An 18,305-nucleotide genomic window follows, 5' to 3' on the forward strand; every position below is an offset into this window, starting at 1 on the left:
GTCCGATCTGCCGGACGGGCTCGGCAGCGGCATCGATGCCCCTGCGCCGCCCCCGTACACGCCGCCGCCGGTGTACTCCTCCCCGGGCACCCTGAACACACTGCCCCAAGGCGGCACCGACGCGCTGTCCGCGCCACCTGACCTCAGTACACGGACACCGGGCGGCACGGGCACCACGGGCGGCACGAACAGCTTCAACAGTGCGAACAACCTCACGAATACGGTTAACTTCAACGGCACGAGCGGGTCGCAGGTCCCGTATCTGCCGCCGCCCACGTCGTCGCCGGACTCGCCATCGCTCTCGCCCTCCATCTCCCCGGCCTCGTCCCTGCCGGACACCAACCCGCTGACGTCGGGACCCACGTCCGCGCGCAACCCCGGGCCCTCGTCCAGTTCGAACACCGACTTCACGCCGGATCTCACGCCCGACTTCACGCCGGTTGAGTCGCCGGATCTGACGCCGGATCCGACACGTGGTGTGACCTCGGACCTGTCGAGGTCGTCCAGCGACCTCCCGCAGGGAATCCAGGCGCCGAAGAGTTCGACCTCCACCACCCCGGACCCGAGCAGCACGAACGGGCTCGGCGAGAGGAACCTGGAGACCGGCCTCGACGACGACGCGTCGAGCGGTCAGGACGGGACGCGCGAGGTCCAGAACGATTCCACCGGTCAGGAGGACCTGCCAGGGCGCGGCACGTCCGGCCGGAACACGGGCACACAGGCGGGCCTGGAGGACAGCCCGCACCGGCAGGCGCAGGGCGCCCCGCCGGTGCCCGAGGCGGAACCCGGCGCCGTCGCACCGCCCGCCCCCGTCAGCACCTCGACCGGCCCGAACGCCACGACGCCCGCACCGGGAACACAGAGCACCCCGCCCGGTGCGCAGCAGGGCACGTCCGGCACGGGGAACCAGTCGCAGCAGTCCTCGCGGACCGGTTTGAACGACCCGGGCGACTTGAACGACCCGGGCGACCTGATCGACCTGAGCGATCCGGGCGACCTGCCGGACCAGCGGGCGGACCAGGACGAGGACCGTCAGCAAGAGCGGACCGACGGTACGAATCGGTCGCTTACCCCGCCGCCCCCGGGTGTCACGGACGACACCGTCACGGACCTCGGGACGCGCACGACGACGGACACGACCGGGCCCGACACCGCCCCGGCCCCGCCGCCGGGACTGCGCACGTCCTCCGACGCCCCGCGACTGGACGAGACCGCGACGCCGCCCCCGTCGCCGCAGCCGGCCGGCACGGCTCTGGCCGGTGGACCGCGCACGGACACGCTCGGCGGCGACGCACCGACCGGTGACGCCACGCCCGGCAGCACCGACACCGGCACCAGCAGCGGCACCAACACCGACACCGGCACAAACACCGCCACCGACACCAACACGGACACCGCTGCGGACGTGTCCCCGCGGATGCCGGAACTCGCCGCCCCGGTCGCCGATCCGGTCCGGCCCGAGCAGTGGCGGGCCGGCCGCCACGACGCGCCCGCCGTCCCGGTGCGGACCGAACGGATCGACCCGGCCCCGGACCTGGACTCCGGCCAGAACCCCGGCCCCGGACCGCTCGACAGCCGGGAGACCCGCGTACGGATGTGGGTCCAGCGGATCCAGGCCGACGACGGCCGCTGGATGAGCAACGTGTCCCTCCACCTGCCGGTTCGCGCCGGGGAGGGCTTCACCCCGGACGAACTCGCCGGGCTCCAGGGCCGGATGCGAACGCTCCTGGACTCTCGCCTGAACAACGGTCTGCTGCTGCCGAGATCGGGTGACCAGCTTCATATCGACCTCACGCTCATACCGGCACCCGGTCACGCCGAGGCCATCGAGCTGAGCCGGACACCCCGGCCGGACGACTCCGACCAGCTGAACTGGCGGCTCCACACCGCCGACCCCGCCGTCTCCCCGGAGGAAACGGCGGAGCGGCAGGCGCGGGACGACGCGGCCGTACTCCACACCCTGCTGAACTACGCGGGCGTGCCGGACCGGGGCCGGGCGGCCGAGGCGGTGTTCCGCCGGCTGGTGCGACAGAGCGACAGCCAGGACCGCATGGCCGGTCGCGGTGGGTGGCCCGATCCGGCGCCCGCCGTGCCGCTGAGCTATCTGGGGACCATCGAGGACGTCATCCAGAGCGTCACCGGTACCGGTGCGTCCGCCATCGACCACCCGCTCTCCGCGCGCGGCACCCGGCCCCCCAGCGGCCTGGACGACTCCACCGGCGCACCGCGGATGCCGGTATCCGACCAGTCCGGCCCCGCCGGGGCGATCCCGCCCCCCGCCCCTGTCCGCACCACCTCGGCCCCGGGCACCGCCGCCGTGACGGGCACGGACCAAGAGCAGCCGGACACCGCCCCGCCGCCGGCCCCGCCCGCCACGACCGCGGCGCCGGCTCCCGACGAGACCCCGCCGCCTCCCGCCCCCACGCCCGAACCCGGCATGGGCCAGGGCACGGGCCAGGGACCGGGCGCGGGCAAGGGCAAGGGCAAAGGCAGGAGCACGGATCTCGGCCCGGACCCCGTCGGCGATGCGACCCAGGCCGACATCACCGACATCACCGACGTCACCGACACCTTCGCGGTCGACCTCGCCCTCGCGGAAGCACGCCAGGAGCACGAGAACGCCCTCACCGCCTTCCAGCAGGCCGTCAGGACCGCGGGCGTCCTCGACCAGCGCGTGGAGAGCGGCCGGGGAGGCACCGACGACGCGGCCAGGCTGTACGACGCGTGGCAGGACGTGGCACACGCCCAGCGGCGGCTCGACGCCGCCGTGGACCGGCTGCGTGACCTCGGCGCGGACAGCGCTGCCGACGCCGCGGTGGCGGCGATCGTCCCGCGTGTCAGCCGTACGGACGCCGAACGGCGGCTCACCGCCGCCCTGGTCACCGCGGACGACCTGCCCGACGACCCGCCGCGACTGGCACTCGACGACACCGTCACCGAGGACGAGCTGACCACCGCCGGCATCACACTGAACGACGGCCCCGCCGGGCTCCAGCTCGCCCTCAACGGAGTCGCCTCCGTCCGGGACAGCGGGCTCGACGCCGTCAGCCACGTCCGGCTGCTGATGAACCGGCCCGGGCCCTGGAGCGACACGCTCGACGGCATCGCGGCACGCGCCGCCCGCCGTACCTGGCGTGACGCCTACGAAGGCTTCGCGCTCGCGACGTTCCAGGCGTCCGGCGTACCGGTCGGCACGGACCCGGCCGAAGCCTGGCGGCGGGCGACGTCGCTGGTGCTGCCGCTGGAGCTGCACCCCGTACTCGCCGACTCACGCCATGCGCGCGGCGACTTCCGTGACGCCGTGCGACAGGTGGCCGAACACCTCGCCGTACATGGCGCGGACGCCGTCTCGGGTGTGGAACTGGCGGGTCGGGTACGGCGTGAGCTGGGCCTGCCCCCGCGTCTGCTGGGGGGTGCGCCCGGGTCTTCCCCGGTGGTGGTCGGGTTCGACGCGGGTTCGTCCTCGGTGGGCCGGGACGAGCGTCGTGAGCTGAAGGCGTTGGCGCGTGAGGTCGCGTCGGCGGGGCTGCTGAATCTGCGGGCGGGGTTGTCGGCGCCCGAGGTGGTGTTGACGGGGTTCGGCCGGAGTGGGCGTTCGGCCCGGGATCGTGTGGGCGCGGTTTCCGGGTTGTTCTCGGATGACCTGACGCGGGCGTTGGAGGAGCTGGGCGCGGGTGATCTCGCGGACTCGTTCGGGATCACTGTGCGGGTGGGGAACGGTGGTCCGGGCCGGGTGACGGCCGAGGTGGTGTCGCCGCGGTATTCGGGTGCGGTCGCCGAGTTGGAGCGGTTGAGGCTGCTGGAGAATCCCGGTGGCGTTTTCGACGTCGATGGGCTGGCGCGGCGGATTCTGCACTTGAGTGACGGTGCGGTCGTGGACGCGAACTCCCGTACCGCGCTGTTCGCGTTGGTGGAGAACGCGATGGCCGCCGGCTGGTCGTCGAGTGTCACGTCACTCGGTTCGTATCACGTGGCGGCCAATGGCGCGTTGAATCACGAGCGCCATATTGTCTTCGGGGACGGTTCGTATCAGGGTCTGAATCTCACCGGGCAGCCGGTGGGTGTGGTGGATACGTCGCAGGTGTGGCAGCGGCGTAACGGCCAGTTCCAGGGTCCGCTCGCGCCGATGTGGGACAACAGCCGCGGTGCCTATGTGGTGGTGGCCCAGGGTGGCCACGATCACGTGGTGGTGCCGTGGGGCCAGGGTGAGTTGCGGATTCCGTGGCAGGAATTCGTGGAGCTGGTGGCGCGCGACCCCGGAGTGACGGGGCTCCCGGCCGGGACGCCGGTCGTGCTCGTGCTGAACCACGGTGGTGACCAGGGCCTGGCCATGCCCCGGACATTGGCGTTCCGGGCGGGCCGGGACGGGATCTGGGCGCACAGTGGTCTGGTGAGCCTGGTCCACGACGTGGATTCCGGGTTGAGCAGGATCGTCGTGGAGAATCAGCGCTCGCAGGGGATTCCTCTGGGTGGCTGGTTCGGCAGCGATGCGAATGATCTCGGGCCGAGCGGTATCGCGGACGAGGGATTTGTCACCGCGCTGGACGGAATGGTGCTTCCGGACAGTTCGATCAAGACGCGGACCATCGCCGACGAGGGCCGGTCGTTCGGCCGGGTGACCATGTCCGACTCCGACCTCGTTCTGAATGAGCCGATGCTTGAGGCTCTGGGGGAGATTTCCGAGTTCTCGCAGTTCGACCCGGTGACTGAGCGGGCGCTCGGCGAGGCGGAACCGCTTCTCGAGGCGGGGCGGCCGGTTTATCACTTCTCGCAGCACGGAATGCCGATGCGGGGAGTGATGGAGGTGACGGACGGCCGTCCACCGGTTCAGGTGGGCGGTGTGGAGACGGGCCGGTTCCTCACCCGCCGGCCGAGTATGCGGAAGCTCGGCCCGCATGCCGTCATCGATCTGGGGGCGTGCTGGGCCGACGCCCTCGCGGAGGATCTGCCGTATCTGACGGACGCGGGAACGCCGCCGTACGTGTTCGACGTCCTGGGTACGACCTCTTACGCGCAGGGTGTGGCGAACGGCAGCGATGCCGATGTGCTCGCGGTGGACCGCGTCCATGTGCTGGTGCGGAGTGCGCACCCGAAGACGGGTGTGCTGACCGGGCCCTCGGGCGAGCAGGGCGTGCGGCGCCTGCTGCCCCCGGACCCGGATGCGGCCGAGCTGACGCGCAGGGCGCGGTGGGCGGGTCTGCATTCCGGATCAGGTCCGGCCTCCGAGCAGGTCCAGGACGGGACCCTGCGGTTGGTGCGGGCCCTGCGCCGGTCGTTCGGCCCGGAGATCGAGGCGGACAAGGCGAATCCGCAGGGCGAGTACCGGACGTTGCTGCGGGGGATCGGCGCGCTGGAGAACATGCGCCGGGCCGACCCCCATCTGCGGGTGGCGGGCCCGTTCACCCTGCACCATCTGCACCTGGTCGTTCACGCGCGTCATCAGCGCACCAGCAATGACGCACCGCCCCCGGACGACATCCGCCGGGTGCTGTTCGACGCGGCCCGGAAGGCGGACGAGGCCCAGGACGGCCGGCTGACGCTGCACGCGTACACGCAACTGCCGTCGTTCGACTGGGCGCTCAAGCGGCTGGCCGGGAAGGACCTTTCCGCGCTCGCCGCCGACGTGCTGCGCCTCCCCGCGGGGCAGGCGGTGACGCGGGCGGACCTGAGCCGGCTGGTGTGGGGCACCGTCAAGGGCGCGGAAGCGCTGCGGGCCGTGCCGGATCCGGTGGCGCTGGCGAGGAAGGTCCTGCACCTGCCCGCCTCGGTGGACCTGTCGGCGGACCAGGCCGGTGACCGGCTGTTGTGGCTCATGGCAGGCGCGGCGGTGTCCGGGTTCGACACGACCGATCCGGCGGATCTCGCGGCGTGGGACCTGGTGCGTCACGGCTTCCTGGACGACGGCACGCGTCTCACGACCCGTGGTGTGCCGATGGGCCGCAACTGGACCGGCCGGCAGGTCACGGGCGACATCACCACCCAGGGCTATGTCGTCTCGCCGGACGGGTCCGTGGAGAACGGGACGCGGTACGCCCAGGGGTGGCCGACGGCTCCGTCCAGTTCGTCCGCGCGCGCGTACGTGGTCTACGCGGACAGCACGAACGGTCATCTGTCGATGCCGTGGCCCGACGGTTCCAGCCGGTGGGTGCCGGGCAGCGAGGTCGCCGCGCTGCTGCGTCACGACCGCGTCCACCAGCAGATCGCCCTCGCCGCGCCGCTCCTCATGGTCGGCACCCACACCAACCCCGGCGGCCTCGCCCAGCATGTCGCGGGCCGCTCCGGCACGGCGCGCACGACCGTGCTGTCCGAGCTGCCGAGCGCTCCCGTCTTCGACCCGTCGCGCAACGAGAGCGTGATCGTCCTGGCGGGCGATCCGGCCCGGCAGGACGTCGCCCACTGGCAGAACCGGCAGCCGTCCGTCCTGCCCGGCACCTCCGCCGAACAGGGCACCCTCCACACCTTCTCCGGCGAGGCACCTGACACCGATGGGTTGCTCGCCACCGAGGGGTCGCCCGCCACCGACGCGGTCCAGTCGGGGGCGACGGTGGTTCCGCCCCCGGCGGCCACGCCCGGCGAGCTGTCGGAGTACGCGCGCGAGCACGGCACCCGGTACGACGGGCACGTCGGTCTCGTCGCCCACGAACCGACCCCGGACTCCGTCCTGGAGGGCCTGTACGGACAGGTCATCGCCGCCCTCGGGGCCGACCCGGGCACCTCGGAGGGCCGCGCGCTGCGGGTCCAGCTCAGCGATGTGCTGAGCGCCGAGGAAGTCGAGCTGAACCGGCCGTACCTGCGCAGTCAGCAGGGCCACAGGATCACCGTCCGGCACGGTGGCCGCGACCGGTCGGTGGACGTACGACTCGCCTACGCCGATGCCGGGCCGTCCGCGAAGTACGGCCGGAACGACGGTCAGCGCCCCCCGACGCTGCCCGACATGCAGGTGTCGTTCCGGGCCGCGGGCGGACCGACGTCCTCGAGCGGGGAGACCTCGGGGACCGTCCGCACCGGAACGGTGCCCTGGAGCGCGATCTTCCCGCACCTCGCCCCCGGGGCGCTGCGCTGGGGGGACACCACGGTCAACCTGTCCGCGACGCACAACCAGCTCGTCCAGTCCATCACCGTCGCCGAGACCTTCATGGTCACGAGCAGGCAGCAGGCCGAGGAACCCGCCCACCCGCTGGATGTCGACGGGCGCTGGCAGGTGCGCGTGGACACCCCCCGCGAGGATCCGATCGGCGGCTGGCAGCCGGAGCAGTCGCACGGCGCGCTCACGATCTGGTTCCAGGAGCACCTCGCCTTCGACGGCGCCGATTCCGCCGACCTGCCGGAGCACGGAGGCGTGGACGACCTGCCGCTGTGGGGCGGCGACAGCGTCGGCGAACCGCGCCGGCTGCTGACCGAGCTCCTCCAGGACGACAACTTCGTCTCTCTGAAACACCTCAACGAGGACTCGGCGAGCGCGCTGGAGAACTACCTGTCCCAGCGGATGCTGCAGGGCACTCCACACCTCCAGCGGGACGGCGGGGTGTTCTCGCCGACGCTGCTGGACAAGGACGGCAACGCGGTCGGCATGCTCGAACTCACCGCGGTGATCGAACCGGGCCGGCCGATGCGGAAGAGCGCCGACGGCAAGTCCACGCTGGAGACGTGGTTCGCGCACTCCTCCAGCGTGGACCGGTCGGCGAAGCTGACCAGCGGCCTGGGGATCGAGGGCTCGGGCGGCCCGTCGTTCACCGCCGACCACGCCGAGGGACACCCGGCCGCCGGGTCGTCGTTCGGCGGCAACATCATGGGCAAGGCCGGGGTCAACTGGCAGGTCAACGAGGGGCTGAGCAACGTCAGCAGCGCCACGCTGATGCACGGCGTCCGGACCAAGGCCAGTCACCTGCTCACCCCCGCCCGGGTCACCTACACCGTGACGCTGCACCGGGCCGGCGGCGGTCAGGTCAGCAGCGCGTTCGGGCCGTGGGACGACGCGCTGCGCCTGCGGATCGCCCAGCGGGCGACGATGCGGGGACACCAGCCCACCCCGGAAGAGGTGCGGGAGCTTCCCGCGCACCTGGAGAACCTGGAGAGCATCGGATACACCGAGACGCCCCTCAAGATCGAGGGAGCGGACGCCATGTTCGACCGCGCGGAGGCATGGCTGCGCAAGGAAGGGTTCCTGCCGCCGCTCGCGCCCCGGCGGCGGTCGTTGCCGTTCCGGCTCGACGAGCCGCTGGTCCTGGCCCAGCTCGAGAACCTGCGGCTGCTGCGGCAGATGCGTTCGACGTTCGGCCAGGCGACGTCGTCGCCGGACGGGGTGGACGGCGGCCAGCCGGAGTGGTTCAAGCGGCCGAACGCCGTCTCGGGGACCCGCCGGGTGCAGTTGCGGTTCTCCGTCTCGCGGGACACCGGGCGGCCCTCGGTCCACACCCGCAGGCTGCCCGACCTCCTCCAGATCGGCTTCAGCTCGTACGAGTCCAGCGGCGGTCGGCAGCGGGGCACGGCGCTGAGCGGTGCCGCCGGCGCCGGCGGCGGCTTCAACATCCCCCTCGCGGACGGCTCCTGGGGACTGAACGCGGCTCCGGACTACCTGGGCACCGGGCAGCTCACGGACACCGGGAACACCGGTGACTCGGTCAGCTTCGACCAGCTCGTCGTGACGACCCAGAACGGCACCGAGCTGTTCGAGGTGCCCGCCAGGCTCGCCCTGGACCTGTACGAGGGCCCCGGGGACGAGCCGCGCATCCGTTTCGCCGACGAGGCGGGAACGGACGGGGACGACGGCACGGGCACGGCGGCTGCCACGGACGGGACGCAACTGCTGGCCCCGGGCGCCACCCCGCACACCGTGCCGGGCAACGTCACGCTGCTGGTGCCCCACTACCGGACCCACGCGCCCGTCAGGAGCCTCGTACCCGCCGCCCCCCGGCCCGGACACGTGATCCGGGAACCGGTCACCGACGGCGGGCCGACGGACGACCGGCGGCGCCTGAACATGGTCGACGACCAGGGCCGCCCGCTGCCGGGGCTGACCCGGCTGCCGGTGGGCGCGACCGTGGACACCGTCCGTGCCACCGCCGCGCTGATGGAGGCCCTGCGGCAGATCGTCGCGGGGACCTACCCGGGACACCCGGAGCAGGGACCGGTGGGCCGGGCGGTGCGGCGTGCCTCCGTGACCCTGACCGACCTGGCCACGGAGGCCGCCAAGCGGGGATCCGCCGTGAAGGAGTCGCTGCCGGACGGCCTGACCGGTGCGGTCAACCGGGTCGGCTCGGCGGTCAACTGGGCCGCGACACCCCTGAGCTGGGCGGCCAGGAGCTCCGCGGACGGAGTGGTGGCGACCTACAAGTGGACGTCGGTCGCCGTGGCGGGCGCCTCGCTCAACGACCAGGGCACCGTCGCCTCCGAGGCCCGGCACGACGCGATCCGTCCGGCCCAGCTCGTCTCCCGGGCACCGCAGATCCTGGGCGGCGTGTACGTGGTGGAGGGCCTGACGCTGCCCGGCATGGCGGCGGACCAGGTCATGAAGCTGAAGATCAGCGGCTACCTGACCAACCCCAGCAATCTGGGCTCCGAGTCGCTCTACTCCGAGCAGGGCGTCACGGCCGGCGACACCGCGGGCCGGCAGCGCGGCGTCGGGGTCACCCATCAGGGCAACTTCCAGCTCACGGCCTTGCAGTCGGCCCCGACGCCGCCCGACCTCCTGGTCCACCAGGCCAACCCGGGCGGCCGGTACTCCCAGTCCCGCCGCACCGACGAGATCAGCACCGTGAACTCCGGTACGAAGATCGCGCGTACCTCGGAGGAGACGGGCGACAAGCGGTGGATCGGCAACGACCTGACGCTGCTTGTGACCGTCGAGTGGGGCGTGCGCAACGTGGCCGGGAACACCGTCGGCCTCGGCAGCTTCGCCCCGGTGACGGTCGCGATCGACCTGCCCCTCGGCTTGACGTACCTGGCTCCCGCCGAGGCCATGGCCCGGATGGCGGCGTGGTACCCGGGGCTGTCCGGAATCCCGAGCCCGACGCGGCATCAGCTCACTGTCCCGCTTCCCGGCCGGTTCGTCCGGAGCCGCCAGCTCGGCAAGGCGAACGTGCTGTCGGTCACCCAGCTCGACGACACGACGCACCGCAGGGAGCGCCGGGACCGGATGGGCCGGGAGCTGACCACGCTGGTGGAGAACGAGGCGCCGGGCGTCCTGCAGCCCGGACACGCCTCCTACCTGCCCGGTGTGGATGCCGAGATCGCCCGCGTCACCGAGCCCGCGGCGCTGCGCGCCCTGCCCGGCCGCGGCCCCGGCGGCCAGGAACGCGTCTACTTCCTCCACGTCGCGTACGGCGGGGCCCGACTGGTCGAGGTGGCTCTGAGCGCCGAGCCGATGATGCAGACGCCCGCCCTGCGCGGCGTACGCGGCCGTCCGGCCGACGAGGGCGGCGGCCTGGAGCAGGTCGACACGCACATCCCCCAGGGGAAGATGACATCCTCCGGCGTCACCACGACCCGTCAGGGGACGGTCAACCTCGTCTCCCGCTATCCGCGCCCCGGTGACCCCGGCCGCACGGACCGCGAGGGCCCCTCCATCGCGCTGACCAGTACCCGCGCCCGCACCGCCCGGTCCGACCGGACGGACGAGGACCGCTTCTGGACGCGTGCGGGGAGTGTCGCCGACTTCGACCTCGACTACCGCTTCACCGGGACGGTCCGCTCCCAGCTCGTCTGGGCGTGGCCGGCCAACATCCCGGGCGGGCTCTTCCAGGGCGGGCTGCTGAACCTGTCCGGCCTCGAAGGAGACCTCGCGCGGCGGGTGCACACCTGGATCGGGCGCCTGCTGCGGGGCCGGCCGGTCAGCCGGGTCTCCGTACCGGCCGCGACGGCACTGCGGTTCATCGCCTCCGAGGCCGTCGAGCCGCGGCAGCACGCGGGGCCCCGGCCCCCCGCCCTGCTCACCCGTGACCCGCTGCTGCTGTCACCGAGCGACGCCAGGACCGAGGGCACCCTGCCCTTCCCGGACGGCGCACGCCTGGAGCCGACCGGGCCGACGACGGTGTACGACTACAACGCCGCCCCGCAGCTCATGGAGGCGCTGCGCGCCGTCGACCCGCGCATGGCCGCGTCCTGGGGACTGCCCGCGAACGCCTCGGCGGAAGCCGTGGCCGCCCGGCTGGGCGAGCTGATCCAGGCCGGTGAGATCAGCCTCGACCCGTCCCGCACGGCGGCGGGCCTGACCACCACGATGCCCGGAAGCTGGCCGCTCCAGGCTCCCGGCACCGCGCCGTCCCTGGAGATCTCGCTGCACCACCCGCGACCGGTCACGGACGGGGGCGACCTCGCCGTGGACCGGGTCCGCAGGCAGGTCCGCACCTCCACGACGACCTCATCGGCCGCGAGTTCCTTCGCCCTGAACCAGCAGGGCACCTACAGCCTGGCGAACGGCAACTTCCAGGTGCTGGGCGTGACCTTCCCGCTGGCGGCGCAGCAGCCCCACGCCCTCTCCACCGGCGGCAACGTGTCCGCCTCCACGTTCACCCACATGCGCATCGGCTCCACCTCCATGCCCGCGGACCGGCATGGCACGCGCGTCTACGAGACCCTGGTCGACACCGTCATCACGGTGAACGGTCCTGAGGGCACCCGGTACGTCACCGGCAGCTCCACCACCCGCCTGTGGGAACGCGACGTGCTCGGCTTCGGTGTCACCCCGCCGCGCCCGGGCCCCCGTATCTACGACCTGCCCGCGATGCTCGCCGACCAGGACGCGGACGACCTGCGGGACTGGGCGCGCCATCCGGCCACCGACCTGCCGGGGGTGCTGGCGGACGGCATCGACGAGCAGGACGCCTCGGCGGAACTGTGGCTCGCGCTCGGACCCGACCCGGACGGCACCCGCCTCGGCCGTGCCCTGTTCGTCGCCTCCCGTACGGCCGCGCTGGCCGGGAAGCCGGTCGAACTGGTCGTACGCACCGACCACGGCCTGCGCAACTGGCCGTTCGACGCCGACGGTTCCCTCGCCGACACGACCGAGGCCACGCTCGATTCCTGGGCGGACATACGCAACGCCATCGGCACCTTCCTCCAGGCGGTGGGGGCCGAGGCGGCGGCACGTCACCGGGAAGAGGTGCTGATACGGAGGCAGCCCGGTGCGCGGCAGGCCCTGTCGTCCGCGGACAGCGCCGTGGACACCGCCACCACCGCGCACGAGGAGGCCGAGCGGGCCCACACCGTCGCCGTCCGCACCGCCGGCAACGTCCTGACGGAGCTCGCCGGGGTCCGGGGCGGGATCACCGGCACGGAGGCGGAGATCGCGCGGCTGGACACGGCCGCCCGTGACGCGCGCGTACAGCACGACGCCGCCGCGCAGGAGGAGCGGCGGCTTCGGGAGCAGTGGCAGCGGGCGCTGGCCGAGGTGGAACGCCTTGAGCAGCTCGTCGAGGCATCCCCGGAGACCGGCCCGGCCGCCGCCGAGCGGCAGAGCGCCCTGGACGCGGCCGAGGAGCGCGCCGACGCCATCCGGGAGGAGGGGATGGCCGCGACACGGGACCGTCAGCGGTACCAGGAGGCGATGACCACCGCCCGCGAGAAGGCCGACGGGCTCCGGACCGGCCTCGTGGAGGCCCGCGAGCGGGAGAACACCCTCGACCGGGAGCTGACACGCGCCGAGGAGGCCGTGGCCCGGGCGGAGCGTGCGGTGCGGCAGGCGGACGATGACCTCCGGCGCGAGACCAGGGTCCGCGACACGATCCAGGCCGAGCTCCACGGGATCGAACGGGACCTGACCGCGGTCCGGCAGGAACTGGCCGAGCAGGCACGCCGGCACAGCCAGGCGTGGGCAGGGCTGCCGGGCCTCGCGAGGGCGCTGGAGACCGGCCGCCGTATGGAGGGCATCGGTGAGGGGCCGTCCCTGCGCGGCTCCATGTCCTCGGCCCCCGCCCGTCCCACCCGCTCCGGCCGGTTCGGCGGGCAGCCCTTGTCGGAGCCGGCGCGGGCGGAGCGGTCGACGTCGTCCCGCCCGGCCGACACGGACGAGCCGCTCACCTTCGCGCCGCCCGCCGACCCGTCCGATTCCTCCTCCACGGCCCCCGTTCCCCCTGCCTCCGGGGTGTTCGCCGGTGCCTCGGATCCGACGCTGTCGCCGCGGACCGTGATCGCGGGTCCGTCGGGGGGCGCCCAGGGGCGGAACTGGACCCGTGAGCCGGTGAAGCGCGTGTCGCCGGACCGGGTGCGTGTGACGGCGGTGCGGCCGGGCACTCCGGCGAGGACCGTGTCGGAGGAGGACGCGTCGTGGCCGGAGGAGACGTTTGTCGTCGCGGCGGAGGGCGATCCCGGCGGCTTGCGCCTTCCGGATGACCGGGTGCTGGACACGGAGACGCTGGCCGAGGTGCTGGCGGCCGACCCCGAGCTGGCGAAGCTGCCGAAGAGCGTGCCGGTGCTGCTGGCCGTGCCGTTCGCGCAACGGACCCTGGATCTGCAGGCGTTGGCGAACCTGCTGGGCCGGCCGGTGGTGGGTCCCAGCGGTGAGGGTCGTCTGGTCGGTGACGGGTCGGGGAACGCGCATCTTCCGGCGCTGTTCGACCGGGCGGCGGACAAGGCGATCGGTCTCTGGGTGCCGTACGGGCCCCTGGGCACCACGCTGCCGTTCGTGGACCGGGAGTGGACATCGCTGGACGGCGTCGCGTTCCGGGACAGCGACGTGGATCTGCGGCCCCTGGTCTCGGAGGACCACGAGCGGTTCGGCCAGATCTCCGGGAGGGACGGCGAGAGCCTGCGGAGGTCGGAGCAGCAGTTCAAGGCGTACCTCGACATGCGGCGGATCCTGCACACGGTGCCGTCGGGTACCGGTGACCAGGACGCCGAGTTCGAGTGGATCACCCCCGAACCGGCGATCTACATCTTCGCCGCCCACGCGCAGCCCGGCTGGATCTCGTTCGCCCTCCGCGACGGCCGGAAGGTGCGGCTGGGCAAGCAGGACGCGGCGCGTTTCATCGCCGGGCTGCGCGAGGTGCGGCAGTTGCCTCCGGGGCACAAGCTGGGCCTGGAGGTCTGTTACAGCGCGTCGGACGGCAGTCCGCGCCGGAACCATCCCTCGACCGCGCCGCCACCCCACATCGACGACCCGTGGGGTGACGCCCCGTTCGGTCAGTACACCGCCAACGAGAGCAGGCGGGACACCGACGCGGCCACGGGGCGGACGGGTCTCACGAACAGCAGCCGGGTGCTGTACGCCTCGGCGAGCGGGGCGAGGGGACGCGTTGTCAGGTTCCGCCCCGAGCCGCTCGCGCACGAGCTGGACCAGTTGGCGCGTGACGCGGGCCTGCACGAAGGAGCGGATGCCGCGTCGGAGGAGACGCGGGCGACCATGCTGCGTCTGGTGCGCGGGCTGCGTGACCTCTTCGGTAACGAGGTCGAGCGGGATCGTGGTGTGCCGGGGGGCCGGTACGAGCGGCTGGTCCAGGGCATCGGGGCGCTGGAGACGTTGCGCGACAACGATGCGGCGCTGAGTGGGGTCACCCCGCTGCGGCGGGACATGGTGGCCTTCTACGCGCGGCAGCACAGTGGGAGGACCCCGGACACGGCCGCGTACGAGTCGCTCCTCGACTTCGCCCGGGACCGTTTGGCCGCGAGCCCGGACGCGGAGCTCAGTACGGAGCTGCCGTCCCCGGCTCTGACCATGGCTCTTGGTGAGCTCGCCACGTATGGCGAGGCCGTGTTGCGTTCTGTTCAGGGGCTGGCGCCCGGGGTGCAGCCGAGTCCGCAGCAGGTGGCGTCCACCATGTGGGCGACGGTCCGGGCCGCGCAGATGCTGTTCCACGACATACCGCCGGCGCAGCGGGAGGCACACGGCCGCAGTGTGCTGCACCTGGCTGACACGGACCCGTGGGACCTGGCGAAGCAGAAGAAGATCTGGGCCCTGGCCGCGAAGGCGATCGCGGAGGGTCTGGACGTCACCCACCGCGACCTCCTGGCCGCCTACCACCTGAAGGGCTTCGCGTTCGTCAAGGACAAACTGCTCATGCAGGGGAACGTGGCACAGGGCGCCAACTGGAGCGACACGCCCGCGCCCGAGGGCATCGACTGGCACAGCGTCGACCAGGTGACGCGGGAGCCGGACGGGACCACCACCACCCGGCAGGTCGTGCCGGAATGGGCGCAACCGGGGCTGCCCGACCCCATCCTGAAGGTGGTCCACGTGGACCGGGCCGGGAACATCGTGCTGCACCTGCCCGGCGGGCCGCCGATCGAAGTCTCCGGAGACGAGTTCCTGGAACTGCTGAGCCTGGACCCGCCGCTGCGCACCAGGCCCCTGGACACTCCCGTCCTCTTCCTGACCTCCGGCCCCGGCGTCCTGAGCCCGGAGCTGGTGCAGCGGTTCTCCCAGCGCACCGGCCGCCCCGCCTACGGCTACAGCGGGCCCCTCGAACTGACCGCCGCCGATCCCTCGGCCCCGCTCACCATCGTCGCCCTCCCGGACCCGGTCACCCAGGCCCCGGGCCGCTGGACCAAGGCCACCCGGATACCGCCGAACACGTCCGCCCCCGGCGCCTCCACGGCTCCCGCGCCGACCCCCGCGCCTGCTCCGGCACCCGCGCCCGCGCCGACGCCTGCTCCGGCGCCCGCGCCTGCCCCTGCGCCTGCTCCCGCGCCCGCGCCCCCGACCGCGTCCGGGACGTTCACCGGTGCGTCGGATCCGATGTTGTCGCCGCAGACGGTGATCGCGGGTCCGTCGGCTGCGCGGCAGGGGCGGAACTGGACGGGCAAGCCGGTGAAGCGGGTGCTGCCGGGGCGGGTGCGTGTGATCGAGACGCGGCCCAACACGCTGGCGAAGATCGCGTCGGAGGAGGACGCGCCGTGGCCGGAGGAGACGTATGTCGTCGCGGCGAACGGCGATCCCGGCGGGTTGCGGCTGCCCGACGACCGGGTGCTGGACACGAAGACGCTGGCCCAGGCGCTGGCGGCCGACCCGGAGCTGGCGAAGCTGCCGAAGAACGTGCCGGTGCTGCTGGCCGTGCCGCTCGCGCAGCGGACCCTGGACCTGCAGGTGCTGGCGAACCTGCTGGGCCGGCCGGTGGTGGGCCCCAGCGGTGAGGGCCGTCTGGTCGGTGACGGGTCGGGGAACGCGCATCTTCCGGTGCTGGTCGACCGTGACGCGACGAAGGCGATCGGTCTCTGGGTGCCGTACGAGCCCCTGGACACGACGCTGCCGTCCGAGGACCGGGAGTGGACGTCGCTGGACGGGACCAAGTTCCGGGACAGCGACGTCGATCTGCGGCCCATGGTCTCCGAGGACCACGAGCGGTACGGCCAGATCTCGATCGAGGACGGCGCGGGCGATCACCTGCGGGAGTTCGAGCAGCGGTTCAGGAAGTTCCGCAACATGCTGCGACTCGTGCACAAGGTTCCTGCTGGTTCCGGTCTTCAGGAGGGGGAGGTCGAGAACCTGACCGCTGATCCGGCGGTCTACAACTTCGCCGCACACGGGAAGCCGGGCCGGGTGACGCTCGCCCTCCGCGACGGCCGGAAGGTGTGGCTGGGCAAGCAGGACGCGGCGCGTTTCATCGCCGGGCTGCGCGAGGTGCGGCAGTTGCCCCCGGGGCACAAGCTGGGCCTGGAGATCTGCTACAGCGCGTCGGACGGCGACCCGCATCAGGACCAGCCCCGGTCCGCGCCGCCACCCCACATCGACGACCCGTGGGGCGATGTCCCGCTCGGGCAGTACGCCGCGAACGAAAGCAGGCGGGAGACCACTTCGGCCACCGTCCAGACCGGCATGACGTCCAAGGATCGTGTGCTGTTCGACCCGGCCACCGGGGAGAGCGGGCGTCGGGTCACGCACGTGCCCGAGCCGCTGGCGCATGAGCTGGACGGGCTGGCGCGTGAGGCCGGTCTGCACACGGGGACGGGTCCGGCGTCGGAGGAGACGCGGGCGACCATGCTGCGTCTCGTTCGCGGGCTACGGGACCTCTTCGGTAACGAGGTCGAGGCGGACCGGGGTGTGCCGGGGGGCCGGTACGAGCGGCTGGTCCAGGGCATCGGCGCGCTGGAGACGTTGCGCGCGAACGATGCGGCGCTGAGCGGACTCACCCCGCTGCGGCGGGACATGGTGGCCTTCTACGCGCGGCAGCACAGTGGGAGGATCCCGGACACGGCCGCGTACGAGTCCCTCCTCGACTTCGCCCGGGACCGCGTCGCCGCCGATCCCGGCGCGGCGCTCAGCACGGAGGTCCCGGCCCCGGCGGTGAGGGTGGCCCTCAATGAGCTGGGCACGTCGGGCGAGGCCGTATTGCGTACGGTGCAGGGGCTGGCCCCCGGGGCGACGCCGAGCCCGCGGCAGGTGGCGTCCACCCTCTGGGCGGTGGTCCGGGCCGCGAAGACGCTGTTCAACGAGATACCCCCGGCGGAGCGGGAAGCCCACGGCCGTGGTGTGCTGCACCTGGACGACACGGACACGTGGGACCTGTCGCAGCAGAAGACCCTCTGGGCCCTGACCGCCAAGGCCCTTGCCGAGGGCCTGGACATCACCGACCGCGATCTGCTGGCCGCCTACCACCTGAAGCTGACCGGTGCGTTCGACCCGGCCGCCCTGCTGTGGCAGGGGCAGAAGGTCCAAGGCGTCTACTGGAGCGACACGCCCGCGCCCGAGGGCATCAACTGGCGCAGCGTGCAGCAGGTGACGCGGGGGCCGGACGGAACCACCACCACCCGGCAGGTCGTGCCGGAGTGGGTCGGACCGAAGCTGCCCGATCCCCTCCTGAACCTGGTCGAGGTGGACGAGGACGGCGACATCGTCCTGCACCTCCCCGGCCGCAACCCTCTCCCGGTGTCGGAGGACGAGTTCCTCGCCCTGCTCGGCCTCGACCCGGCGCTGCGCACCACGCCCCTGGACACTCCCGTCCTCTTCCTGACCTCCGGCCCCGGTGTCCTGAGCCCGGAGCTGGTGCAGCGGTTCTCCCAGCGCACCGGCCGCCCCGCCTTCAGCTACAGCGGGCCCCTCGAACTGACCGCCGCCGATCCCTCGGCCCCGCTCACCATCGTCGCCCTCCCGGAGCCGGACACCAACGCCCCCGGCGACTGGACCGAGGCCACCCGGCAGCAGACCACCTCCGGCACCTCCGCCATCGAGGCAGCGATGGACGAGTTGGTCCTCGCCGACTCGACAGGTCCCGCGTCTTCGGGGCAGTTGCCGGATGTCGGGGGGTTGCGGATTGGTGAGGTGTCGGGTTCTTCGGCGGGTGTTTCGTGGTCGGCGGAGTCGTTGATGGTGAGTCCGTCGGGTGCGTCGCGTGGGCGTAATTTGACGGGCGAGAAGGTGCGTCATGTGCGGTTGG

2 protein-coding genes are annotated in these 18,305 nt (G+C 72.7%); one reads left to right on the plus strand and one right to left on the minus strand.

Going from position 1 to position 18,305, the window contains the following annotated elements; genetic code table 11:
• Positions 1 to 435 (minus strand): hypothetical protein (locus IF99_RS31240; RefSeq protein WP_158716669.1); only part of this gene is annotated, 435 nt, incomplete at its 3' end.
• 43 nt (positions 436 to 478) lie between these two features.
• Between IF99_RS31240 and IF99_RS0127825 the strand changes: the two genes are divergently transcribed.
• On the plus strand, positions 479 to 18,305 hold a 17,827-nt coding region (locus IF99_RS0127825; RefSeq protein WP_031000709.1), incomplete at its 3' end, for a lonely Cys domain-containing protein.

The sequence above is a fragment of the Streptomyces sp. NRRL F-5630 genome, assembly GCF_000719475.1.
Lineage (GTDB): Bacteria > Actinomycetota > Actinomycetes > Streptomycetales > Streptomycetaceae > Streptomyces.